Here is a 20,495-nt window from a genome sequence, read left to right on the forward strand (position 1 = left end):
GGGGATAGGCTTAGCGTCTCTTGCGTTGTCATATCCAGACGTGATCAAGCCCGAAGATCTTCTGTGTCCCCGTCCGGACGGCCTCTACTGCCCGCCGGGAGACTTCTATATCGACCCGGTCCGCCCCGTGGACCGGGCCGTGATCACCCATGGCCATGCCGATCACGCCCGCGCCGGGCATGGCGTCGCGGTCGCGACGCCGGAGACCCTGGCGATCATGGCGGTGCGCTACGGCGAAGACTTCGCCGGGCGCCGCGAGGCCGTGGCTTATGGCCAGACCTTCGTCCGGGATGGCGTCGAGGTGACCCTGGTCCCTGCCGGTCACGTGCTGGGCTCGGCCCAGGCGGTGGTGCGCTGGAAGGGCCTGACCATGGTGGTGTCGGGCGACTACAAGCGCCGCCGCGACCCGACCTGCGCCCGGTTCGAGCCCGTGCCGTGCGATGTGTTCATCACCGAGGCGACCTTTGGCCTGCCGGTCTTCCGTCATCCCGACGACGCTGGCGAGATCCGTAGCCTGCTGGCCTCGGTCGAGCAGTTTCCGGAGCGCTGCCACATCGTCGGGGCTTACGCCTTGGGCAAGGCGCAGCGGGTGATCCGGCTGCTGCGCGAGGGCGGCTGGGACAAGCCGATCTTCGTCCACGGGGCGCTGGAGCGGCTGAACGCCCTCTACGAGGCCCACGGGGTCGAACTGGGGCCCCTGGCGCCGGCCACGGCCTCGGGACCGAAGGAGGCCTTCGCCGGCCAGATCATCATCGCCCCGCCCAGCGCCGTGGCCGATCGCTGGTCGCGGCGCTTCCCCGATCCGGTCGACTGCTTCGCGTCCGGCTGGATGCGGGTGCGAGCCAGGGCGAGGCAGCGGGGCGTCGAGCTGCCGCTGATCCTCTCGGACCACGCCGACTGGGACGAACTGACCGCGACCCTCTCCGAGCTGCGCCCCGGCGAGGTCTGGATCACCCACGGCCGCGAGGAGGCCCTGGAGCGCTGGTGCGAGCTGGAAGGCCTGCCGGCGCGGGCGTTGCGGCTGGTCGGTTACGACGAGGAAGAGGGGGAGTAGTCACGCGCCCCCTCCGCGCTTCGCGCTCCTCCCCCGAAAGGGGGAAGAAGGTCGCAGCGCATCCTTCCGCCCGCCTTTGGGGCGGACGACCTGCCTGGCAGCCCGAGCGCGACAAGGTCACCCTGCATACGCTGGCGATCATCCGCGACGGCCAGCGCATCGACCTCCTGAAGAACGGCGAGGACGTCCTCGTCCTGCGTCGCGAGAAGGATCTCGAGCGGGCCATGCTGGATGGCCGGATGACGGCGACAATCCAGATCAAGGACCTGCGGGTCGGCGACCTGATCGACTGGTCGTTCAGCGTCGAACGGCGCGACTCGATCCTGGGACCGCGCGTCAGCGACTTCGAGCGCATGGGCTGGTCGGGCGTGGCCGGGCGCTATCGCGTACGGATGCTGTGGTCGGGCGGCGTTCCGGTGACCTGGAAGGCCTCCGCCGGTTTCCCCGATCCCAAGATCGGCAAGGTCGACGGTCTGAACGAACTGTTGGTCGACCAGACGGAAGCGGTCGCTCCCAAGCCGCCGACCGGGGCGCCGATACGTTTCCAGCGGGTCGGCGAGATCCAGGCGACCACCTATCGCGGCTGGGCCGACGTCGTCGCGCCGATGGCGCCGTTGTACGACGCGGCCACGACGCTGGCGCCGGACTCGCCGCTGAAGGCCGAGATCGCCGCCATCGCCGCCGCCAGCCCCGACCCCAAGGTCCGCGCCTTCAAGGCTTTGCAACTGGTCGAGGACAAGACCCGCTACCTGCTGCTGGCCATGGGTGACGGCGGCTACAAGCCGGCCTCGGCCGACGAGACCTGGGCGCGGCGCTTCGGCGACTGCAAGGGCAAGACCGCGCTGCTGCTGGCCCTGCTGAAGGGGCTGAACATCGAGGCCGAACCGGTGGTGGTGCTGGCCAATCCCGCCGCCGACGGCATGAACGAGCGCGTGCCCTCGGCCAGCCAGTTCAACAACGTGCTGGTCCGCGCCCACATCGACGGCAAGGCCTATTGGCTGGACGGCACGCGCACGGGCGACCGAGGCGGCCTCCAGGCCCTGGCCGCGCCGCCGTTCCTGTGGGGCCTGCCGATCAAGGCGTCCGGCGCGACCCTGGAGCCGATCGTCCAGCAGACGCCGTCGCGGCCCTATATGGACGCGACCATACGCGTGGATGCTTCCTCCGGCCTCGACAAGCCGGCCAAGTCCAACATGGTCATGACCATGCGCGGCGAGATGGCGCGGGGCATGACGCGCGTGATCGACAACGCGCCGCGCGCCGAGATCGAGCGCGGCTTCCGTCAGAGTTTCTCGTCCTCCAACAGCTGGCTGAAGATCGAGACCCTGGACTGGTCGGTCGCCGACGATGGCGCGGTCACCCTGACGATCGCCGGGACCGCCGACATGGACTGGCGGCTGAACGACGACGTCGGCCTGCTGGAGTGGCGCCTGCCGATGTCGGACTCGGGCAAGGTCGCCCAGTTTCCACGCCGCGAACCCGGCCCGAACGCCGACGCGCCGTTCGCCACGCCTTTCCCAGCTTCAGGAAGGCCCTGGTCGAGGTGACGCTGCCGAACGGCGGCGCGGGCTACACGGTCAAGGGGCCGGTCTTCAACGGCCGGATCGCCAACCTGGACATCGCGCGGGCCGCGCAGGTGAAGGACGGTAAGGCCGTGTTCTTCGAATCCGAGCAGAGCGTGGGCCGGGAACTGCCGTTCGATCAGGCCGAGGAGGCCAACAAGGCGCGACGCCGGCTGGCCGATCAGGCCCTGATCGTCCGCGCGCCGAAGGGTTCGTGAGGCTCCGTATTAACCGAACCTCGTTCGTGAATCGCACGCAACCCCTTGAAGACTCAGCCGTCGTTGGGCAAAGGTCGCCTCCGCGTCCTTCTCCTCCAAGGGGCGCGGTGGGGATATCGATGATCAAGTCTGAACTCATCGCCAGGCTCGCGAATGAAAATCCGCACCTGACGCAGAAGGACGTCGAACGCGTGGTCGGCGTGATTCTCGAGCGCATGATCGGCGCTCTCGAGGACGGCGGCCGCGTGGAGCTCCGCGGTTTCGGCGCCCTGTCGGTTCGCTCGCGTCCCGCCCGCACCGGCCGCAATCCCCGCACCGGCGAGGCCGTCGAGGTCCGCGCCAAGCATGTGCCGTTCTTCAAGAGCGGCAAGGAACTGCGCGCCCGCCTGAACGCGGACGGCGACGAGTAAGCCGAGCGCCCGCGCTCCTGAAGCTTGCCCTGACACGCGAATGACGCCAGCCTCCGGCCTCTATCGAGGCAGCGAGGGATTTGTCATGAGCATGGTCAAGGAGTTCCGCGAGTTCATCGCCCGCGGCAATGTCATCGACCTGGCCGTCGGCGTGATCATCGGCGCGGCGTTCAACGGCATCGTCAAAAGCCTGGTCGACCAGGTGATCATGCCGCCGATCGGTCTGCTGACCGGTGGTCTCGACTTCTCGAAGCTGGAATGGGTGCTGCGCCCCGAGGATCCGGCGACCGAGGCGATCGAGAAGGTCTCGGTGCAGTACGGCGCTTTCATCAACACCCTGATCCAGTTCTTCATCGTCGCGATGGTGGTGTTCCTGCTGGTCAAGGTCGTCAACGGCATCCGCCGCGCCGACGCCGCCGAACCTGCGCCCGCCGCGCCGCCGGCCCCGACGCCGGAGGAAAAGCTGCTGACCGAGATCCGCGACCTGCTGGCCAAGACGTAGGGTTCAGGCCGTCAGGGCCGCGACCGCCGCCCGCGCCGCGACCTGGCCCGTTTGCCAGGCCCCGTGGGCGGTGGAGAAGAAGTTCGGGCTGCAGGCCTCGCCGGCGAAGAACAGGCGCTGGTCGACAGGCTCGGCCAGCACTGCCCGCGCGCCGGCGTGACCGGGCAGAGCGTGCGAATACGAGCCGCCGGCGAAGGGATCGGCGGCCCAGTGAGTCTCGGCCAGGACATGCAGCTTGGCGCGGATATCGCCGCCATAGACCCCGACCAATTCGTCGATCGCGAAGGCCGCCGCCGCGCCGGGACCCTGGCCCTCCAGCGCGCGGGCATGGGCCCCGCCCAGGAACACCTCGATGATCGGTTTGCCCAGCGGGCGCAGGTGATAGGCCCCAGTCGCGGTGGTGTGGGGATCTCCGTAGACCTGGGTCTCGGGCGGAAACATCTCCGGCTCCTGCAGGCGCAGGAACACCTTGTCGGCCAGGCCCAGCGGCAGGCCGGCGGCGGCGTCCAGCTTGTCGGGCAAGGCCGGCATGAAACGCAGCGCTCCAGTGGCCAGGATGGCGGTCGGCGCGCAGACGATCACGGCCCGCGCCGTGACATCGCCCTGCGGCGTCTCCAGCGTCACCCGAGGTCCGCCGTGGCGGATCATCGTCACCGGGCAGGAAAGGCGCGTCGATAGCCGCCCGCCCAGACCCGCGATGGCCGTCCCGTACCCCTCGGCGACCCGCCAATTGACCTCGGTGTCCTCATAGGCGGCGTAGTCGTGCAGCGAGACCTGGTCGAACTCGGCGCCGTTGTAGAAGGCGCTGAAGGCGTTCAGCAGCGGCGTCCATGGGCTGTCGGGATCCATCAGGTCTGACGCCGGGCGATCGGGGCCCCCGGCGCGGGCGGCGGCGTCCAGGCGGGCGTCGAGGGCGGTGAAGGCCTCGCCGAACGCGGCGCGCTCGTCGCGGGTGAAGACCGGATTGTCGGCGATGTTGGCCCACGGCGGCGGGGTCTTGTCGAGGGTCAGGCCCAGGGCCTCGACCCGGGCCACCAGCGGGTTCCGGTCAGCCGAATGCAGCCATTCGCATCCCAGGTCGATCGGGCCGATCGCGGTCTGGATCGTGTGGGCCCGACCGCCGAGGCGGTCGCGGGCCTCCAGCACGACGCCCGTCAGGCCGCTGGCGGCCACGATCTCGGCGGCGGCCAGTCCGGCGGCGCCGGCGCCCACGATCGCGATGTCGACCTCGTCCATGAGACCTCATCGGATCGTGGGACCTAAAGCTGGCCTACTTTTGCAGGCTGGCCGCGTCGAGGTCCAGCTTGTCGGCCGGGATCACCGTGGCGTTCGGCGCGGCCTTGGTCAGATCCGCGCCCATGGCCTTGGCGTCACCGGCGACGATGACGCTCATCTGGGCCGGGTCCAGCTTGTCCCTGGCGAAGGCCTGGACCTCGGCCGGGGTCACCGCCTCGACCTTGGCGGCGTAGCTCTGGATCTCGGTCAGCGGCACGCCGTAGACGGCCAGGTTGCCCAGGATGTTGGCCAGACCCTCCGAGGTGCCGAGATCGCGGCCGAAGCCGCCGACCAGCACCGACTTGCGGGCCGCCAGCTCGCCGACCGAGGCCGGCTCGGCGGCCAGGCGGGTCAGCTCGGCGCGGGTCAGGGTGACGACCTCGCCGGCGGACGGGTTCTTGGTCTGCACCCGGGCCGAGAAGCCGCCGAAGCGGCCCTGAGGCGTCAGGCTGGAGCCGGCGCCGTACGACAGGCCGCGCTTGATGCGGATCTCCTGGTTCAGACGCGAGGAGTAGCCGACCCCCAGCACCGTGTTGGCGACGACGCCCTGGTAGTAGTTGGGGTCGGCGCGGGTGATGGCCGGCTTGGCCAGCAGCACGGCGGCCTGGCCGGTGCCGGGCAGGTCGATGATCAGGTTGCGCGGCTGGTAGCCGGTCGGGGCGGCCGGCGGGGCCGGCGGCGGGACGGCTGGCTTCTTCCAGGTCCCGAACGCCTTTTCGGCCAGGGCGAAGCCGGCTTCGGGGGTCAGGTTGCCGGTCAGCACCAGCACGGCGTTGTCCGGTCGCCAGTAGGCGGCGTGGGTCTTGGCCAGATCCGTACGCTTGATCTTCGGCAGCGAGCCCGGCGTGCCGCCGGCCACGTGGCCATAGGCCGAGCCGGCGTACAGCACCGGCGCGGTGGCGAAGCCGGCCAGGCTGCCCGGGCGCTGGTACGAGACCGACAGGCCGTCCAGGGTCTCGGCGCGGACGCGGTCCAGCTCCTCGGCCGAGAAGGCCGGGTGCTCGGCGACGTCGGCCATGATGGCCATGGCCGGGGCGGCGTTGTTGGCCGTGACGCTCAGTGTCAGGGACGCGGCCTCCCAGCCGGAACCGGCCTCCAGATTGGCGCCCAGGGCCTCGGTCTCGCGGGCGATCTGGGTGGCCGAGCGGCCCGTCGTGCCCTCGGTCAGCAGTTCGGAGGTCAGGCTGGAGGTCCCCGCCAGGCCGGTCGGGTCGGAGCTGGCGCCGCCCTTGACGGTCAGGTCGGCGGTGATCAGCGGCAGGTCGCTGGACTTGGCGACAATGACGCGCAGGCCGTTGGCCAGGGTCTTCTCGGCCGGGGTCGGCAGCACGGCGGGCACCGGCGGGGCGACGGCCGGGATCTTCTCGCGGTCGCCCTCGGGCGCCAGGGTCGTGACCGGTCCGTCGTACTTGACGGAGGCGACCTTGGGGATCGGCGGCGTGGCGTCCTTCTCGCCGGCCGGGCGGTCCTTTTCCGGCAGGTAGCGGATCACGGTGCGACGGTCGTCGGCCAGATACTTCCTCGCGACGCGCTGGATGTCGGCGGCGGTGACGGCCTGAAGCTTGGCCAGGCTGGTATTGGCCGTGGCGGCGTCGCCCTCGGTCTCGAGCGCGTAGCCGATGGCGAAGGCGCGGCCGTCGATCTCCTCGCGCTTGCGGACGGCGTCGGCCAGCAGGCCGGCCTTGGCCTCGGCCAGCTCGGCCGGTGTGACCAGCCCGTCGCGGACGCGGGCGACCTGGGCGCGGAGCGCGGCCTCGCCCTGGGCCACCGTCTTGCCGCCGGCCATGATCGCCCCGACGTAGAACAGGCCCGGCTGGGCGTTGTTGGGGGCGCTGGAGAACACCGACTGGGCGATCTTCTGCTCGTAGACCAGGCTGTCATAGAGGCGCGAGGACTTGCCGGCCGACAGCACCGCGTCCAGCACCGCCAGGGCGGGCGTGTCCTTGTCGGCGGCGGCCGGGGCCAGCCAGGTGATGGCCAGGGCCGGCAGCGGCACGTTGGGGCCGTAGGTGTTGACGGTCTTCGGGCCGGTGCGGGCCGGCTCGACCACGGTGACCTTGGGAATCCCGCCCGCCGGCTTGGCGATCGGTGCGAAATACTGGTCGATCATCGCGTCCAGCTTGGCCTGGTCGAAGTTGCCGACGACGATCAGGGCGGCGTTGTCCGGACGATAATAGGTCTGGTGGAAGGCGCGGACGTCGTCGACCGTGGCCGCGTCCAGCTCCTCGATCGAACCGATGCCCGGTCGCTGATAGGGATGGTTCGCGTACGACTGCTGCGGGATCGAGAGCGCGAAGAAGCGGCCGTAGGGGTCGGCCAGCACGCGCTGACGCAGCTCTTCCTTCACGACGTCGCGCTCGGAGGCGAACACGGCGTCATCGATAACCAGCGACTTCAGGCGATCGGCCTCGGCCCACAGCAGACGTTCCAGGTGATTGGCCGGCACCACCTCGTAGTAGTTGGTGAAGTCGTCCCAGGTGGAGGCGTTGTTGAAGCCGCCGACATCCTCGGTCAGGCGGTCCAGCGTCTCGTTGGGCATGTTGCGCGTGGCCTTGAACATGAGGTGTTCGAACAGGTGCGCGAAGCCCGAGCGGCCGTGGGGATCGTCCTTGGAGCCCACGCCGTACCAGACCTGCACCGACACGTTCGGCGTGGTCGCGTCGCGCGAAGTGTAGACCTTCAGGCCGTTGGCCAGCACGCGCTGCTGGTAGACGATCGGCGGGACCTTGATGGCGGTCGACGCCGCGACGGCCGGCTTGGCCTTGACCGGAGCCGCCATGGACAGGGGCGACAGCGCCGTCGTGGAAAGGGCCGCCGCCACGAGGGCGAGCTTGGCGGTGCGGATCATGCGCGAAGGGCTCCTGGAAAGTATGATGCGACCCTAGCACTGCTCGCACGCGGGTAAACCTTACCGAGCTGTCATATGGGTGGAACCAAGCGGTGAGGTCAGTGTTACACAGGGTCGTCTCGCCCCCCGACGTCTTCGGGTCGGTGACAGTGGGGGTAAGTTTGTCCGATATCTCGCTCCGTGGCCGCTTACGCGCGGCAACGACAGAAGACCACGCGATGCTGGACGCCACCGTGGACGGGTGGCGTATCGAGACGACCTCGGGCTATGGCGCCTTCCTGTCGGCCTCGGCCGCCGCCCTGACACCGCTGGAACTGGCCCTGGAACGGGCCGGCGTCGCCGAGTGGCTCCCGGACTGGGCTCAGCGCGCCCGTCGCGTCGACCTGGCGCGCGACCTCGCGGTCATGAGACTGGACGCACCGCCGCTCGCCGCCGCTTGGGTTCCCGATCGGGATTTCGCCGCCGGCCTGCTCTATGTCCTGGAAGGCTCGCGCCTGGGCGCGCGCTTCCTGGCCCGCCAGGTTCGCGCCGCCGACGCCGCCCTGCCCCTAGCCTATCTCACGCATGGCGAGGACCATGATCTGTGGCGATCGTTCGTGGTCTGGCTTGAAGCGATACCCAAAGTCGGGTTTCGGACAGACGCGGCCGAAGCGGGAGCGCGATATGGGTTCCAGTATTTCTCGGACGCGTTCGAGAGGTTGGCCCCTTCACCTGGAAACCTGAATGTCCGAGCCGGCCCCCATGTCCGGGTTTGAGGTCGATCTGACCAACTGCGACCGGGAGCCGATCCACATCCTCGGCTCGGTCCAGCCTTTCGGCTTCCTGCTGGCCGTCAATTCGGACTGGGTCGTGGTCCATGCGTCGACGACCAGCCTGCGCTATCTGGGCCTGGCCCCGGACGACCTGCTGGGCCGGCCGCTGACCCAGGTGATGAGCGGGCACGCGATCCACAACATCCGCGGCCGCCTGCAGGTGATGCGCGGGGCCGACGCGGTCGAGCGCATGTTCGGCCAGCCCCTGGTCGACGGCGGCGAGGACTTCGACCTCGCTCTGCACTATTCCGGCCGCCTGCTGATCGTCGAGGGCGAGCCCAGCCACCCCGACACCCTGATCGAAGCCGCCTCGGCGGTGCGCTCGATGACCACGCGCATCGCCGCACGGCCGACCTTCGAGGAGTTCTGCCACGAGGCCGCCCGCCAGGTGCGCGCCCTGACCGAGTTCGACCGGGTCATGGTCTATCGCTTCGGGCACGACGGCGCCGGCGAGGTCATCGCCGAGTCGGTGCGTCCGGGCATCGGCTCGTTCCTGGGTCAGCGCTATCCGGCCCAGGACATTCCCGTCCAGGCTCGGGCCCTGTACGAGCGCAACTGGCTGCGGATCATCGCCGACATCGACGCCGAGGTCTCGCCGATCATCCCCGAGGTCAGCCCGTCGGGCGAGCCCGTCGATCTGTCGATGAGCATGCTCCGGGCCGTCTCGCCGATCCATCTCGAGTACCTGCGCAACATGGGCGTCGCCGCCTCGCTGTCGATCTCCATCCTGCGCGACGGCAAGCTGTGGGGCCTGTTCGCCTGCCACCACTACGCGCCCAAGCACATCAGCTACGAGCGTCGCACCGCCGCCGAGCTGTTCGGCCAGCTGTTCTCGCTGAACCTCGAGAGCCGCGAGCGCGAGATCGAGACCCGGCGGATGGCCGAGGCCCGCAACCTGCACGACCGCATGCTGAACGCGGTGGTCAAGTCCACCGCCGGCGCCGAAAGCCTCAGCCCCTATCTCAACGACCTGTGCCGCCTCGTGCACTGTGACGGCCTGGCCCTGTGGCTGGAGGGCCGGCTGACGCTGCGCGACTCCACGCCCGACGCCAGCGACGTCCACACCCTGATCCGGGTGCTGCGCGACAAGGACACCCACTCGGTGTTCTCCACCAACGAGATCAGCACCCTGTTGCCGTCGGCCGCCGCCTGGTCGGAGAAGGCCGCCGGCATGATGGCCGTGCCGCTGTCGCGGTCGCCGCGCGACTACCTGATCTTCTTCCGCAAGGAGGAGGCCAAGACCGTAGTCTGGGCGGGCCAGCCCGCCAAGCTGGTCCAGGTGGGGCCGCTGGGCGACCGCCTGACCCCGCGCAAGAGCTTCGAGGCCTGGGAGGAGACCGTGCGCGGCCAGAGCCGCCCGTGGACCATCGTCGAGCGATCGTTGGCCGAGAGCATGCGCGCCAGCCTGCTGGAGATCGTCTTCCGCCTGACGGACATCGCCGACGAGGAGCGCCAGCGCGCCAACCAGCGCCAGGAACTGCTGATCGCCGAGCTGAACCACCGCGTACGCAACATCCTGGGCCTGATCCGCGGCCTGATCAGCCAGAGCCGCTCGGGCGTCTCGACCGTCGAGGAGTTCGCCGAGGTGGTCGGCGGCCGCGTCCAGGCCCTGGCCCGCGCCCACGACCAGATCACCCGCCATCAGTGGGGGCCGGGCGCGCTCAGCGACCTTATCACCGCCGAGGCCGAAGCCTATCTGTCGGCCAAGGCCCAGCGCGTGCGCCTGACGGGCGAACCCACCGCCCTGGCGCCGGACGCCTTCTCGATCCTATCGCTGGTCATCCACGAGCTTATGACCAACTCGGCCAAGTACGGAGCCCTGTGCGACCAGCGCGGCCTGGTGGTGATCGACTGGGCGCGCGACGCCAAGGGCGACCTGATCATCGACTGGCGTGAGCAGGACGGCCCGCCGGTCAAGCCGCCGACCCGCCGGGGCTTCGGCTCGACGATCATCGAGCACTCGATCCCGCACGACCTGAACGGCGAGGTGGCGCTCGACTACCGGCCCGAGGGCTTCCAGGCGCGCATCCGCATTCCTGGCCGCTATGTCACCACCGAGGGCATCACCGCCGCGGTGACCCAGCCGCGTCGCACCGACACGCCCGTCCGCGCGCCCGAGCGGATGCTGGTGCTGGAAGACAACATGATCATCGCGCTGGACCTCGAGGACATGCTGACCCGACTGGGCGTCAAGCAAGTCATCGTGGCCTCCAGCGTCGCCCAGGCCATGGACGCCCTGGCCGAGGGCCTGCCGCCGTTCGCGATCCTCGACGTCAATCTGGGCCAGGAAACCAGCTTCCCGGTCGCCGAGGTGCTGCAGGCGGCCGGCGTGCCGTTCGCCTTTGGCACCGGCTTCGGCGACAGCGCCGCCTTCCCCGACCGTTTCCGCGACTGTCCGGTGCTGCAGAAGCCCTACAGCGCCGAGAGCGTGGCGGCGCTGTTCTAGGCCCCGGACCTTGCGCTACAACCGGCGCGGGCGGTTGCCCGCGCTGGGAGAAATCGTGCACGCATCCGTCGCCAAGGGTCCGCAGACCTCGATCCTCGTCGCCTGTGTCCTGATGGTCGGCGGGACGGCGGCTTTCGCCCAGTCGACGCCGGCTCCCACCAACCTGGAGAGCGCCTCCAGCGAGGGCTCGCGCTATTCGGTGCTCTCCGACGCGCTGTGGGCCATGGGCTCGGACGCTGTTCCCGAGCCGGTCGAGACCGCGCGCGCGGCCGTCGCGGCCCAACCGAACAGCGCCGAGGCCCACCTGCGACTGGGTCTGGCGATCAGCCTGGAAACGCCCCGGGCCGTGGAGCTGGTCAGGCGCGAATACGAAGAAGCCCTGCGGCTGGAGCCCGCGAACCCGCGCGCCTATGCCCTGATGGGCGAGTTCTATAGCCACGAGGGCGACGCCGAAGGCGTGGAGCGCACCTACCAGGCCTGGCTGGCGTTGACGCCCAACGACCCCAAGGCCCGGGTTTCGCACGCCGTGGCGTTGGCGCGTCTCGAGCGCCTGCCGGAGGCCGACGCCGAGCTGGAGCGATCCCTGGCCCTGGGGCCGACACCCGCCGCCTACATGGTCAAGGCGATGCGGGGCGGGTCGCCAGACGATGTTCTGGCCAATGTCGACAAGGCGCTGGCGGCGGGCGGCGACGCGGCGCGGATCTATCACTGGCGCGCCCGGACACGTTGGCAGTGGGGCCAGACCGACCTGGCGCTGGCCGATGTCGCCAAGGGGTTGGAATATGCGCCGAACAGCTTCCGGCTTCGCCAGCTGCGCGGCGAGATCAACGGCGGCGCGGGACGCTATGGGCTGGCGATCGCGGAGTTCGACGCCCTGGTCGCGCTGCAGCCCGGCCGGCCCGACCTGCTCAACGATCGCTGCTGGACGCGGGCGAAGGCGGGCGTGGAGCTGCTGAAGGCGAAGGCCGACTGCGATGCGGTGGTGGCTGGGGACCCGGACCGGCCCGAGGGCTTGGACAGCCGCGGCCTGGTGAAGCTGCGCCTGGGGGACCTGGCGGGCGCGATCGCGGACTACGACGCGGCGTTGGCCCAGGATCCGGAGATGGCGACGTCCCTGTTCGGTCGTGGGGTGGCCAAGTCCTGGAAGGGCGACAAGGCCGGCGCCGAAATCGATCTCGACAAGGCGCGCGCTGTCGATCCCGAGGTCGAAAAGCAGTTCGCCAATTTCGGCGTCGCGCCCTAGTCCAGCACGAACCTAGTCCGCTGCGCGGGCGTCGGGACCATGCATTGGTCGTGTCGCCCGAACAGTCGGTAGCGGCGGCTGGCGATGGCGTCATAGACCGCGTCGGACAGGCGCCGGGGCGCTCGGTCGATCAGCGACAGCCACCGCCAGGGCCGGGGCAGGCGACGCAGCAGGGCGGCGAAGCCGGCGGCCTTGGCGCGCGGCCGGCCCTGGTCGAAGAACAGGAAACTGGTAGGCGCGTCGGGATTCAGTCCGTGGGCCAGGGCCAGTCGGCGGCCGTAAGGGGACTGGATCGGCGTGAAGCGGATCGCACCGTCGCGGTCCCAGCCCATCACCGTCCGCACCGTCCCGTAGCACAGATGGCAGACACCATCGAACAGCATCAGACCGTCAGGCGCCAGCGGATCGCGGTCGCTCATCCTCCTTCGCACTCCCGGCGCAGCGCCTTCAGCGACTGGGGCACGTTGCGACGCATCATGCCGCTGATCAGGCCGGCGGGCATGGCGAAGGGCGCGGTGGCCCAGAGGTCGTAGGTGACGCGGGTGCGCTGTCCGCCGTTCAGCGGCTCCAGTCGCCAGAACCCCTCGCAGGCGCGGATGTCGCCGCCGATGCAGGTGAAGCGGATCTCGCGGTCGGGCTGCAGGGTCACGCGCGAGATCGAACGCATGGTCGGCGCCAGGAAGCTCCACTTGACCGCGTGCTCGCGGATCTCGGTGCCGTCGGACGCGCGAGAGACGACGCGGCAGCTCTTGACGCCCGGACTCATACGGGCGGCCCGGTCGCAGTCGAGGATGGTCTTGAAGACGACCGCGGGCGGGGCGGCGATGTCGATGCTGGCCCGGACGACGCCCCGGCCGTGGTCGTCGGCATGGGCCTCGACCGCCAATCCGCCGTCCTTCACGTCCCACTCGGCCGCCGCCCGCGCCGGACCGGCAAGAGCAAGTAAGGCGAGAAGAGGAACCAGCCGGCGCATCATGCTGAAGCTAACGCGCCGGCCCGGATTTCGTCAGGCCCCGGAGCCGCTTTTAAAGCGGCTTCGAACTCAAGCAAGAAGAGGTGCGTGACGGCGTCACGCTCCGGCTCTGTTTTTCACCAGGTCGTCGACCACGGACGGATCGGCCAGGGTCGAGGTGTCGCCCAGGCTGCCCAGCTCGTTCTCGGCGATCTTGCGCAGGATGCGGCGCATGATCTTGCCCGAGCGGGTCTTGGGCAGGCCGGGAGCCCATTGCAGCACGTCCGGCGCCGCGAACGGGCCGATCTCGTGGCGGACCCACAGGACCAGGTCCTTGCGCAGCTGGTCGGTGGCCTCGACGCCGGCTTTCAGGGTCACATAGGCGTAGACGCCCTGGCCCTTGATATCGTGCGGATAACCGACCACGGCGGCCTCCGCGACCGTCTCGTGGGCCACCAGGGCGCTCTCGATCTCGGCCGTGCCCAGGCGGTGGCCCGAGACGTTGATGACGTCGTCGACCCGGCCGGTGATCCAGTAATAGCCGTCGGCGTCGCGGCGGCAGCCGTCGCCGGTGAAGTACTTGCCGGGATAGGTCGAGAAATAGGTGTCGAAGAAGCGCTGGTGGTCGCCATAGACCGTCCGCATCTGGCCCGGCCAGCTGTCGGTGATCACGAGGTTGCCCTCGGTCGCGCCGTCCAGGACCTTGCCCTCGGCGTCGACCAGCTGCGGCTTGACGCCCGGCAGCGGCTTGGAGGCCGAGCCCGGCTTCAGGTCGGTGGCGCCCGGCAGCGGGGTGATCAGCATGCCGCCGGTCTCGGTCTGCCACCAGGTGTCGACGATCGGCAGCTTCTCCTTGCCGACCACGCGGTGGTACCAGAGCCAGGCTTCCGGATTGATCGGCTCGCCGACGCTGCCCAGCACGCGCAGGGACGACAGGTCGTTCTTGGTCACGTGCTGGTCGCCCTCGCGCATCAGGGCGCGCAGGGCCGTGGGGGCGGTGTAGAAGATCTCGACCTTGTGCTTGTCGATCACGTCCCAGAAGCGGCTGGGGGTCGGATAGTTCGGCACGCCCTCGAAGATGAGGCTGGTCCCGCCATTGGCCAGCGGACCGTAGACGACGTAGCTGTGGCCGGTGACCCAGCCCACGTCGGCCGTGCACCAGAAGACCTCGCCGGGCTTGTAGTCAAAGACGGCCCAGAACGTCCACGAGGCCCAGGCGAGGTAGCCGCCAGTCGTGTGCAGCACGCCCTTGGGCTTACCCGTCGAGCCCGAGGTGTAGAGGATGAACAGCGGGTCCTCGGCGTTCATCGGCTCGGGCGGGCAGTCGGCCGAGACGGTGTCGCGAACGTCCTGCCAGACGATGTCGCGGCCGGACTTCAGCGGCACGTCGGCGCCCGTCCAGCGGATCATCAGCACCTTGCCGACCCACGGGCAGTGGTTCAGGGCCTCGTCGATATTGGCCTTCAGGGGCACGCGGCGGCCACCGCGGCGGCCTTCGTCGGCGGTGATCACGAAGTGCGAGGCGCAGTCCTGGATGCGGCCGGCGATGCTGTCGGGCGAGAAGCCGCCGAACACCACCGAGTGCACCGCGCCGATCCGCGCGCATGCCAGCATGGCCACGGCCGCCAGCGGCACCATCGGCAGATAGATGGTGACCCGGTCGCCCTTCTGGACGCCCTGCGCCTTGAGGACGTTGGCCATGCGGCAAACCTCCTCGTGCAACTGGCCGTAGGTCAGGGTGCTGGAGGTCCCCGGCTCGTCGCCCTCGAAGATCAGGGCGACGTCGTCCTTCTTGGCCGGCAGGTGACGATCCAGGCAGTTGGCCGAGACGTTGAGGACGCCGTCCTCGTACCAGCGGATGTGGAAGTCGTCCTTGGCGTAGGAGACATCCTTGATCTTGGTCGGGGCCTTGATCCAGTCGAGGCGGGCGGCGATGTCGCGCCAGTAGCCCTCGGGATCGGCCTCGACCCTGGCCACGGCGGCGTCATAGGCGGCGGCGTCGATATGCGCCTCTTCCGCCAGCTCCTTGGGAACCGGGAAAACCTGTCCTTCGCTCACCAGCCGTACTCCCTTATCTCGTTGGTCGCCGGAATAGGCGAAGCCAGCCGTCCGGCGCAAGAAGACCATTGTGGTTTCTCACGTCGAAGCGACTGGCGATTGTCTCGTGAACTACGATCAGAAGAAGCCGAGCGCCTTTGGGCTGTAGCTGACCAGCATGTTCTTGGTCTGCTGATAGTGGTCGAGCATCATCTTGTGGGTCTCGCGGCCCACGCCCGACTGCTTGTAGCCGCCGAAGGCCGCGTGGGCCGGATAGGCGTGATAGCAGTTGGTCCAGACCCGCCCCGCCTCGATGCCCCGCCCGAAGCGGTAGCAGCGGTTGGCGTCGCGGCTCCAGACACCCGCGCCCAGGCCGAAGGCCGTGTCGTTGGCGATGGCCAGCGCCTCTTCCTCGTCCTTGAAGGTGGTGACGGCCAGAACCGGGCCGAAGATCTCCTCCTGGAAGATCCGCATCTTGTTGTGGCCCTCGAACACGGTCGGCTCGACGTAATAGCCGTCCGACAGCTGACCCGGCAGGATCTTGCGCTTGCCGCCGGCCAGCAGCTTGGCGCCTTCGTCCCGACCGATGTCCATGTAGCCGAGGATCTTGTTCAGTTGCTCCTCGGAGGCCTGGGCGCCGATCATGGTGGCCGGATCCAGTGGGCTGCCCTGGACCACCGCGTTCACGCGCTTCAGCGCCTTCTCCATGAACCGCTCGTAGATCGACTCCTGGACCAGCGCCCGGCTGGGGCAGGTGCAGACCTCGCCCTGGTTCAGGGCGAACATGGTGAAACCCTCCAGCGCCTTATCGAGGAAGTCGTCGTCCTCGCGGGCCACGTCGTCGAAGAAGATGTTCGGCGACTTGCCCCCCAGCTCCAGGGTGACCGGGATCAGGTTCTGGCTGGCGTACTGCATGATCAGCCGGCCGGTGGATGTCTCGCCGGTGAAGGCGATCTTGGCGATGCGCGGGCTGGAGGCCAACGGCTTGCCCGCCTCGATACCGAAGCCGTTGACGATGTTCAGTACGCCGGCGGGCAGCAGGTCGCCGATCAGCTCGGCCCACACCATGATCGAGGCCGGGGTCTGCTCGGCGGGCTTCAGCACCACGCAGTTGCCGGCCGCCAGGGCCGGGGCCAGCTTCCAGCAGGCCATCAGCAGCGGGAAGTTCCACGGGATGATCTGGCCGACCACGCCCAGCGGCTCGTGGAAGTGGTAGGCGATGGTGTCGTGGTCGATCTCTGAGATCGAGCCTTCCTGGCTGCGCAGGCAGCCGGCGAAATAGCGGAAGTGGTCGATGGCCAGCGGGATGTCGGCGGCCAGGGTCTCGCGGATCGGCTTGCCGTTGTCCCAGGTCTCGGCGGTGGCCAGGACCTCGAGGTTTTCCTCCATGCGGTCGGCGATCTGGAGCAAGATCCGCGAGCGATCCGCGGCGCTGGTCTTGCCCCAGGCCGCCTTGGCGGCATGGGCGGCGTCCAGGGCGCGCTCGATGTCGACGTCCTGCGAGCGGGCGATCTCGCAGATCTTGCGGCCGTGGATGGGCGAGCTGTTGTCGAAGTAGCGGCCGTCGGCCGGGGCGACCCACTGGCCGCCGATGAAGTTGTCGTAGCGGGCCTTGAACGGCGGGCGCGACAGGGAGTCGATGAATTCGGGCTTGGTCATGGTTTCCTCCATGCGCCTGACGGCGTCTTGGAGGCAGATTGGCTCGGCCTGGACGCGGCGTGGCCAGAACCGGATCGACCCGGGCCGGCGGTGTCTCAGATCTGAGACAGCTTCAGTGGAATTCGCGACCGCGCGTCAGGTCAAGGCGCTTGAGCTTGCGGTTCAGGGTGGCGCGCGACAGGCCCAGCAGACCGGCGGCGGCCGAGACGTTGCCACCGGCCTTGGTCAGGGCACGGCGGACGGCGGCGCGCTCGGCCTTTTCCAGGTCGACGGAGGCCAGGTCGGTCGAACGGTCAGGCGAGGGCAAGCCGCGCTTCAGGGTTTCGTCGGTCAGCTTCAGGGCCAGACGCGCGGCGCGCGAGGCGCCGATGACCACGTCGTCGCCATCGACGGCCAGCATCGGGACCGAGGCGCGGTCGGCGCTGGTCTCCGGCAGCAGCACGATGCGGGCCCCGGGGAAGGCCTCGCGGAAAGCGCGGACCTCGATGCGGCGGGCCGCGTCGGTGACGGCGCGCTCGATCAGGCCGGTCAGGCCCTCCAGCCCGGGACGGCACGAGGAGACGTCCAGCGCCCCAGCCAGGCGCCCGCTCGCGTCGAACAGCGGCGCGACGGTGCAGGAGAGGCCGATGTTGCGGGTGTGGAAGTGCTGGTCGCGATGGATGGTCAGCACCCGCTGCTCGGCGATGCAGGTGCCGATGCCGTTGGTGCCCTCGCGGGCCTCGCTCCACACCGCGCCATTCCACAGCCCCCAGCGGCGGAACACCGGATCGTCGGCGGCCACGCCCCGGCGGTCGACCGGCACGCCCTCGGCGTTGGTCAGCAGCACGCAGCCGCCGCCTCCGCCCACGGCCTGGAAGAGCGCGTCGAGATTATCCTGAGCGGCGGCCAGAAGCGGCCCCATCCGCTCCTGGGCCTCGCGCAGTTCGGTCCCCGACAGGGTCTCGGGCGGCTTGCGGTTTTCAGGATCGAGGTGGTGTTGGGTCAGGCTGCGTCGCCAGGAGGCGGCCAGCGGCGTGGCCGCGCCGTCGCGCAGCACCGACAGAACCCTTTCGGCATGGCCCGGTTCGGCCATCGCGTTTCCTCCGCGTCCGGGTCACGCCCGGCCATCGCTGGTCAGCATGACGCGACGACAAGCTCGGGTGCAAGTGCGGCATTTTGGGGTCGGCGCATTCCCCGATTGGGCGTAAAGCCTGGGCGTTGTCTTGAAGGAGCGTCCCATGCTGCTGGCCCTGTCGACCTGGTCCGAGATCGAAACCCGCCTGAAGACCAGCACGAGCGTGGTGGTGCCGATCGGTTCGAACGAGCAGCACGGACCCACGGGCCTCCTGGGCACCGACTGGCTGTGCCCCGAGATCATCGCCCATGAGGCCAGCAAGCGCGCGGGTGACAGGATCCTGGTGGCTCCGACCTTCAACATCGGCATGGCCCAGCACCACCTGGCCTTCCCGGGCACCATCTTCCTGCGCCCCTCGACCTTCATCGCCGCGATCGGCGACTGGGTCCGGTCGCTGGGCGCGCACGGCTTCACGCGGATCTATTTCCTGAATGGCCACGGCGGCAACGTCGCCTCGATCGAGGCGGCCTTCTCGGAGATCTACGCCGAATACAGCTTCCGCAAAGAGCGCGCGCCGTTCGCCCTGAAGCTCAAGAACTGGTGGGACCTGGCCGGCGTCAACGCCCTGGCCAACCGCCAATTCCCGACCGGCCACGGAAGCCACGCCACGCCGTCCGAGATCGCCGTGACCCAGTGGGGCTATCCGGAGACGATCAAGACGACGGCCTACGAGCCGAAGATCGCCCCGTCCGGCCCGATCCGCGAGGCCCTGGACTTCCGCGCCCGCTACGCCGACGGCCGGATGGGCTCGGACCCGGCCCAGGCCACGCCCGAAAAAGGCGGCGAGCTGGTCGACATGGCCGTGGGCGCCCTGCTCGAGGACATCGCCGCGTTCGGGGCGGAGAAGGCGCCGGCTTAGGACCGACGCCTCGGGGTCAGGCGTCTCCGCTTCGCCGCGGCCGGACGGCTTTCCGGCCTAGAACGCCACGCCGAACCTGAGGATCGCCACCAGGGCATGGCCGACGCCGCCGTCGGCGCCTGGATCCTTCACATATTGCAGGTCGGGCTGGATCGTGACCGGGCCGATCTTGTCCGAATAGGTCACCTCGATCGCGCTTTCCGAGCGCGTCAGGCGCTGGCCCGCGTCGAAGGCGTTGTCGCGGAACTTGCCTGACAGGAACGCCTGATTGATCCCCACCGAGAAGGCGCTGTCGGGGCGGCTCTCGAAGACTCGCTCGACCAGCACCCCCGCCTGCCAGCCACCCTTGAAGGCGGTGGTGTCGCCGTCCGACACGCCCAGGCGGGCGAAGGCCGTGGTCTTGCGCCCCTCATCCCCGCCGCTCAGCTGGCGCTCCAGCAGGACATAGGCCCCCTTGGCGGTGCTGTGGACCGGGCCGCCCGTCGGGGTCACGGCGCGGATGTCGTCCTGCTTGTCGGTATAGCGCCAGGTCCCGAAAGCCACCTTGCCACGGCCCTGCCATCCGGCCTCGGCGATGATCAGCACGCCATTGTCGAACGAGGTATGGACGCCGCCCGGATCGCCCAGCACGCCGGCATTGGCGTTGAGCACGGCGGCCTGGGCGTAGAGGGTTTCGCTCGGCGTCCAGCGGGCGCGCACGGCCAGGGCCGTCGACGGGAAGATCGACGGGCCGTTCGGCCCCGTGGCCGCCAGTTCCGAGCCGATGCCGAAAGCCGGGGCGATCAGCAGGCCGGCGCTGTCATTGGCGTAGAATTCGCTGTTGAGGTCGTAGAGGCCGGCGCGGACCGAGCCCTTGTCGCCGAAGCCCTGCTCGACCCAGGCCTCGAACAGCCGGGCGCGCTGGCGTGTGACCTCGATATTGTCGACGCCCTGCAGCGTGCCGGCGTCGTCGTTGGGCGCCGCGCCGCTGTTGTTGAGTAGGAGCACGTGGACGGTCGCGCCCTTCCAGCCGACGGCCTTGTCCAGATCCAGGTCGGCGGCGACTTGCAGATCGTCCAGCACCCGGCCGCGCTTGGCCAGGCCGCCGCTGACCGCGCCCGTCACGTCGGCCGTGTAGCTGACGCCCAGTTGCAGCGCCGGGGCGTCCTCCGCATGGGCGCGGGCAGCCAGCAGTCCGGCGGCGATGAAGATGGATCCGGCCGCCAGGCGGTAGGCCAGTCGATTGATGTCGGCCCCACGGGCCTTGGATTGGCGCATTCTAGCCCCCGCTATCCCCGACGTTCGATCGGGCGAGGGCTCAGCCTCCCGCCGGGCGGGGCGCCATCCGGTAAACCTCGGCTGTGGCGCGTCGTCGCAGAAGCGGCCGCGCGCCAGGAATTCGGCGTCCCCGCGACGAGATGACGCTGACCTCCGCCAAAGGGGGCATGAACATGCACGGCCAAGCTTGCGCGCGGTCAGGCGCGTTCGGCCGGGTCAGGAGATGTCGGAAAGGTCCTTGGTGGAG

Annotated in this window: 17 protein-coding genes; 9 read left to right on the forward strand and 8 right to left on the reverse strand. The window is 69.4% G+C overall.

Annotation, left to right across the window (positions count from 1 at the left end):
* The first annotated feature begins 25 nt into the window (after positions 1-25).
* The 5 genes from MZV50_RS00380 (at position 26) to mscL (ending at position 3,746) form a co-directional block, all read left to right on the forward strand.
* Positions 26-1,054: a ligase-associated DNA damage response exonuclease gene (locus MZV50_RS00380; protein WP_252632398.1), complete on the forward strand. Its 1,029-nt coding sequence runs from the start codon at positions 26-28 to the stop codon at positions 1,052-1,054.
* On the forward strand, positions 985-2,601 hold the full coding sequence (locus tag MZV50_RS00385; RefSeq protein ID WP_252632399.1) for a DUF3857 domain-containing protein: 1,617 nt from the start codon (positions 985-987) through the stop codon (positions 2,599-2,601). The genes MZV50_RS00380 and MZV50_RS00385 overlap by 70 nt, the downstream gene beginning before the upstream one ends.
* Positions 2,598-2,834, forward strand: a complete 237-nt coding sequence (locus MZV50_RS00390; protein ID WP_252632400.1) for a hypothetical protein — start codon at positions 2,598-2,600, stop codon at positions 2,832-2,834. Before MZV50_RS00385 ends, MZV50_RS00390 begins: the two co-directional genes overlap by 4 nt.
* A 119-nt stretch (positions 2,835-2,953) precedes the next feature.
* A complete protein-coding gene (locus MZV50_RS00395) occupies positions 2,954-3,244 on the forward strand; it encodes an integration host factor subunit beta (protein ID WP_004617135.1) in 291 nt (96 codons plus the stop codon).
* 85 nt (positions 3,245-3,329) lie between these two features.
* Positions 3,330-3,746: a large-conductance mechanosensitive channel protein MscL gene (mscL, locus tag MZV50_RS00400; protein ID WP_252632401.1), complete on the forward strand. Its 417-nt coding sequence runs from the start codon at positions 3,330-3,332 to the stop codon at positions 3,744-3,746.
* A gap of 3 nt (positions 3,747-3,749) precedes the next feature.
* On the opposite strand, the gene MZV50_RS00405 is transcribed toward mscL, so the two are convergent.
* A complete protein-coding gene (locus tag MZV50_RS00405; RefSeq protein ID WP_252632402.1) occupies positions 3,750-4,982 on the reverse strand; it encodes a flavin monoamine oxidase family protein in 1,233 nt (410 codons plus the stop codon).
* Positions 4,983-5,016: 34 nt separating this feature from the next.
* Complete coding sequence (locus MZV50_RS00410; RefSeq protein ID WP_252632403.1) at positions 5,017-7,869, reverse strand: M16 family metallopeptidase; 2,853 nt, start codon at positions 7,867-7,869, stop codon at positions 5,017-5,019.
* A 218-nt stretch (positions 7,870-8,087) separates the two neighbouring features.
* Between MZV50_RS00410 and MZV50_RS00415 the strand changes: the two genes are divergently transcribed.
* From MZV50_RS00415 to MZV50_RS00425, 3 genes are read left to right on the forward strand one after another with little or no spacing between them, the layout of a single operon-like run.
* The gene (locus MZV50_RS00415) at positions 8,088-8,624 is read left to right on the forward strand and encodes a biliverdin-producing heme oxygenase (protein ID WP_252632404.1); all 537 of its coding nucleotides are present in this window, start codon (positions 8,088-8,090) and stop codon (positions 8,622-8,624) included.
* Positions 8,611-11,127 carry an HWE histidine kinase domain-containing protein gene (locus MZV50_RS00420; protein ID WP_252632405.1) on the forward strand — a complete coding sequence of 839 codons (2,517 nt, stop codon included), beginning with the start codon at positions 8,611-8,613 and terminating at the stop codon, positions 11,125-11,127. Before MZV50_RS00415 ends, MZV50_RS00420 begins: the two co-directional genes overlap by 14 nt.
* A 55-nt stretch (positions 11,128-11,182) precedes the next feature.
* Positions 11,183-12,370 carry a tetratricopeptide repeat protein gene (locus tag MZV50_RS00425; protein WP_252632406.1) on the forward strand — a complete coding sequence of 396 codons (1,188 nt, stop codon included), beginning with the start codon at positions 11,183-11,185 and terminating at the stop codon, positions 12,368-12,370.
* Here the strand turns inward: MZV50_RS00425 and MZV50_RS00430 are convergent.
* The 5 genes from MZV50_RS00430 to MZV50_RS00450 form a co-directional block, all read right to left on the reverse strand.
* Entirely contained in the window at positions 12,367-12,789 is a 423-nt protein-coding gene (locus MZV50_RS00430; RefSeq protein ID WP_252632407.1) for a thiol-disulfide oxidoreductase DCC family protein, read from the reverse strand. The two genes, MZV50_RS00425 and MZV50_RS00430, sit on opposite strands and share 4 nt — an antisense overlap.
* Positions 12,786-13,343, reverse strand: a complete 558-nt coding sequence (locus MZV50_RS00435; RefSeq protein WP_252635322.1) for an SRPBCC family protein — start codon at positions 13,341-13,343, stop codon at positions 12,786-12,788. Before MZV50_RS00435 ends, MZV50_RS00430 begins: the two co-directional genes overlap by 4 nt.
* 96 nt (positions 13,344-13,439) lie before the next feature.
* Positions 13,440-15,383 carry an acetate--CoA ligase gene (gene acs, locus MZV50_RS00440; RefSeq protein ID WP_252635323.1) on the reverse strand — a complete coding sequence of 648 codons (1,944 nt, stop codon included), beginning with the start codon at positions 15,381-15,383 and terminating at the stop codon, positions 13,440-13,442.
* A 114-nt stretch (positions 15,384-15,497) separates the two neighbouring features.
* Positions 15,498-17,018, reverse strand: coding sequence for an aldehyde dehydrogenase (adh, locus tag MZV50_RS00445; protein ID WP_252632408.1), 1,521 nt, complete (start codon positions 17,016-17,018; stop codon positions 15,498-15,500).
* A gap of 112 nt (positions 17,019-17,130) precedes the next feature.
* Positions 17,131-18,090, reverse strand: a complete 960-nt coding sequence (locus MZV50_RS00450; protein WP_252632409.1) for a GAF domain-containing protein — start codon at positions 18,088-18,090, stop codon at positions 17,131-17,133.
* Positions 18,091-18,235: 145 nt separating this feature from the next.
* Here MZV50_RS00450 and MZV50_RS00455 point away from each other — a divergent pair, with 145 nt between their 5' ends.
* Positions 18,236-18,991 carry a creatininase family protein gene (locus MZV50_RS00455; RefSeq protein ID WP_252632410.1) on the forward strand — a complete coding sequence of 252 codons (756 nt, stop codon included), beginning with the start codon at positions 18,236-18,238 and terminating at the stop codon, positions 18,989-18,991.
* A 57-nt stretch (positions 18,992-19,048) separates the two neighbouring features.
* Here MZV50_RS00455 and MZV50_RS00460 read toward each other — a convergent pair whose 3' ends face one another.
* The gene (locus MZV50_RS00460) at positions 19,049-20,248 is read right to left on the reverse strand and encodes a carbohydrate porin (RefSeq protein WP_252632411.1); all 1,200 of its coding nucleotides are present in this window, start codon (positions 20,246-20,248) and stop codon (positions 19,049-19,051) included.
* Between the last annotated feature and the right edge of the window lie 247 nt (positions 20,249-20,495).

Origin of the sequence: Caulobacter segnis, assembly GCF_023935105.1 — a bacterium.
Lineage (GTDB): Bacteria > Pseudomonadota > Alphaproteobacteria > Caulobacterales > Caulobacteraceae > Caulobacter > Caulobacter segnis_B.

What these genes read in the sequence shown, in the direction of transcription:
- MZV50_RS00395 (WP_004617135.1), top strand. Translation starts at nt 2,954, where the DNA reads ATGATCAAGTCTGAACTCATCGCCAGGCTCGCGAATGAAAATCCGCAC.
- MZV50_RS00420 (WP_252632405.1), top strand. Translation starts at nt 8,611, where the DNA reads ATGTCCGGGTTTGAGGTCGATCTGACCAACTGCGACCGGGAGCCGATC.
- MZV50_RS00430 (WP_252632407.1), bottom strand. Translation starts at nt 12,789, where the DNA reads ATGAGCGACCGCGATCCGCTGGCGCCTGACGGTCTGATGCTGTTCGAT.
- MZV50_RS00460 (WP_252632411.1), bottom strand. Translation starts at nt 20,248, where the DNA reads ATGCGCCAATCCAAGGCCCGTGGGGCCGACATCAATCGACTGGCCTAC.
- MZV50_RS00410 (WP_252632403.1), bottom strand. Translation starts at nt 7,869, where the DNA reads ATGATCCGCACCGCCAAGCTCGCCCTCGTGGCGGCGGCCCTTTCCACG.
- MZV50_RS00450 (WP_252632409.1), bottom strand. Translation starts at nt 18,090, where the DNA reads ATGGCCGAACCGGGCCATGCCGAAAGGGTTCTGTCGGTGCTGCGCGAC.
- MZV50_RS00455 (WP_252632410.1), top strand. Translation starts at nt 18,236, where the DNA reads ATGCTGCTGGCCCTGTCGACCTGGTCCGAGATCGAAACCCGCCTGAAG.
- MZV50_RS00435 (WP_252635322.1), bottom strand. Translation starts at nt 13,343, where the DNA reads ATGCGCCGGCTGGTTCCTCTTCTCGCCTTACTTGCTCTTGCCGGTCCG.
- mscL (WP_252632401.1), top strand. Translation starts at nt 3,330, where the DNA reads ATGAGCATGGTCAAGGAGTTCCGCGAGTTCATCGCCCGCGGCAATGTC.
- adh (WP_252632408.1), bottom strand. Translation starts at nt 17,018, where the DNA reads ATGACCAAGCCCGAATTCATCGACTCCCTGTCGCGCCCGCCGTTCAAG.
- MZV50_RS00405 (WP_252632402.1), bottom strand. Translation starts at nt 4,982, where the DNA reads ATGGACGAGGTCGACATCGCGATCGTGGGCGCCGGCGCCGCCGGACTG.
- MZV50_RS00415 (WP_252632404.1), top strand. Translation starts at nt 8,088, where the DNA reads ATGCTGGACGCCACCGTGGACGGGTGGCGTATCGAGACGACCTCGGGC.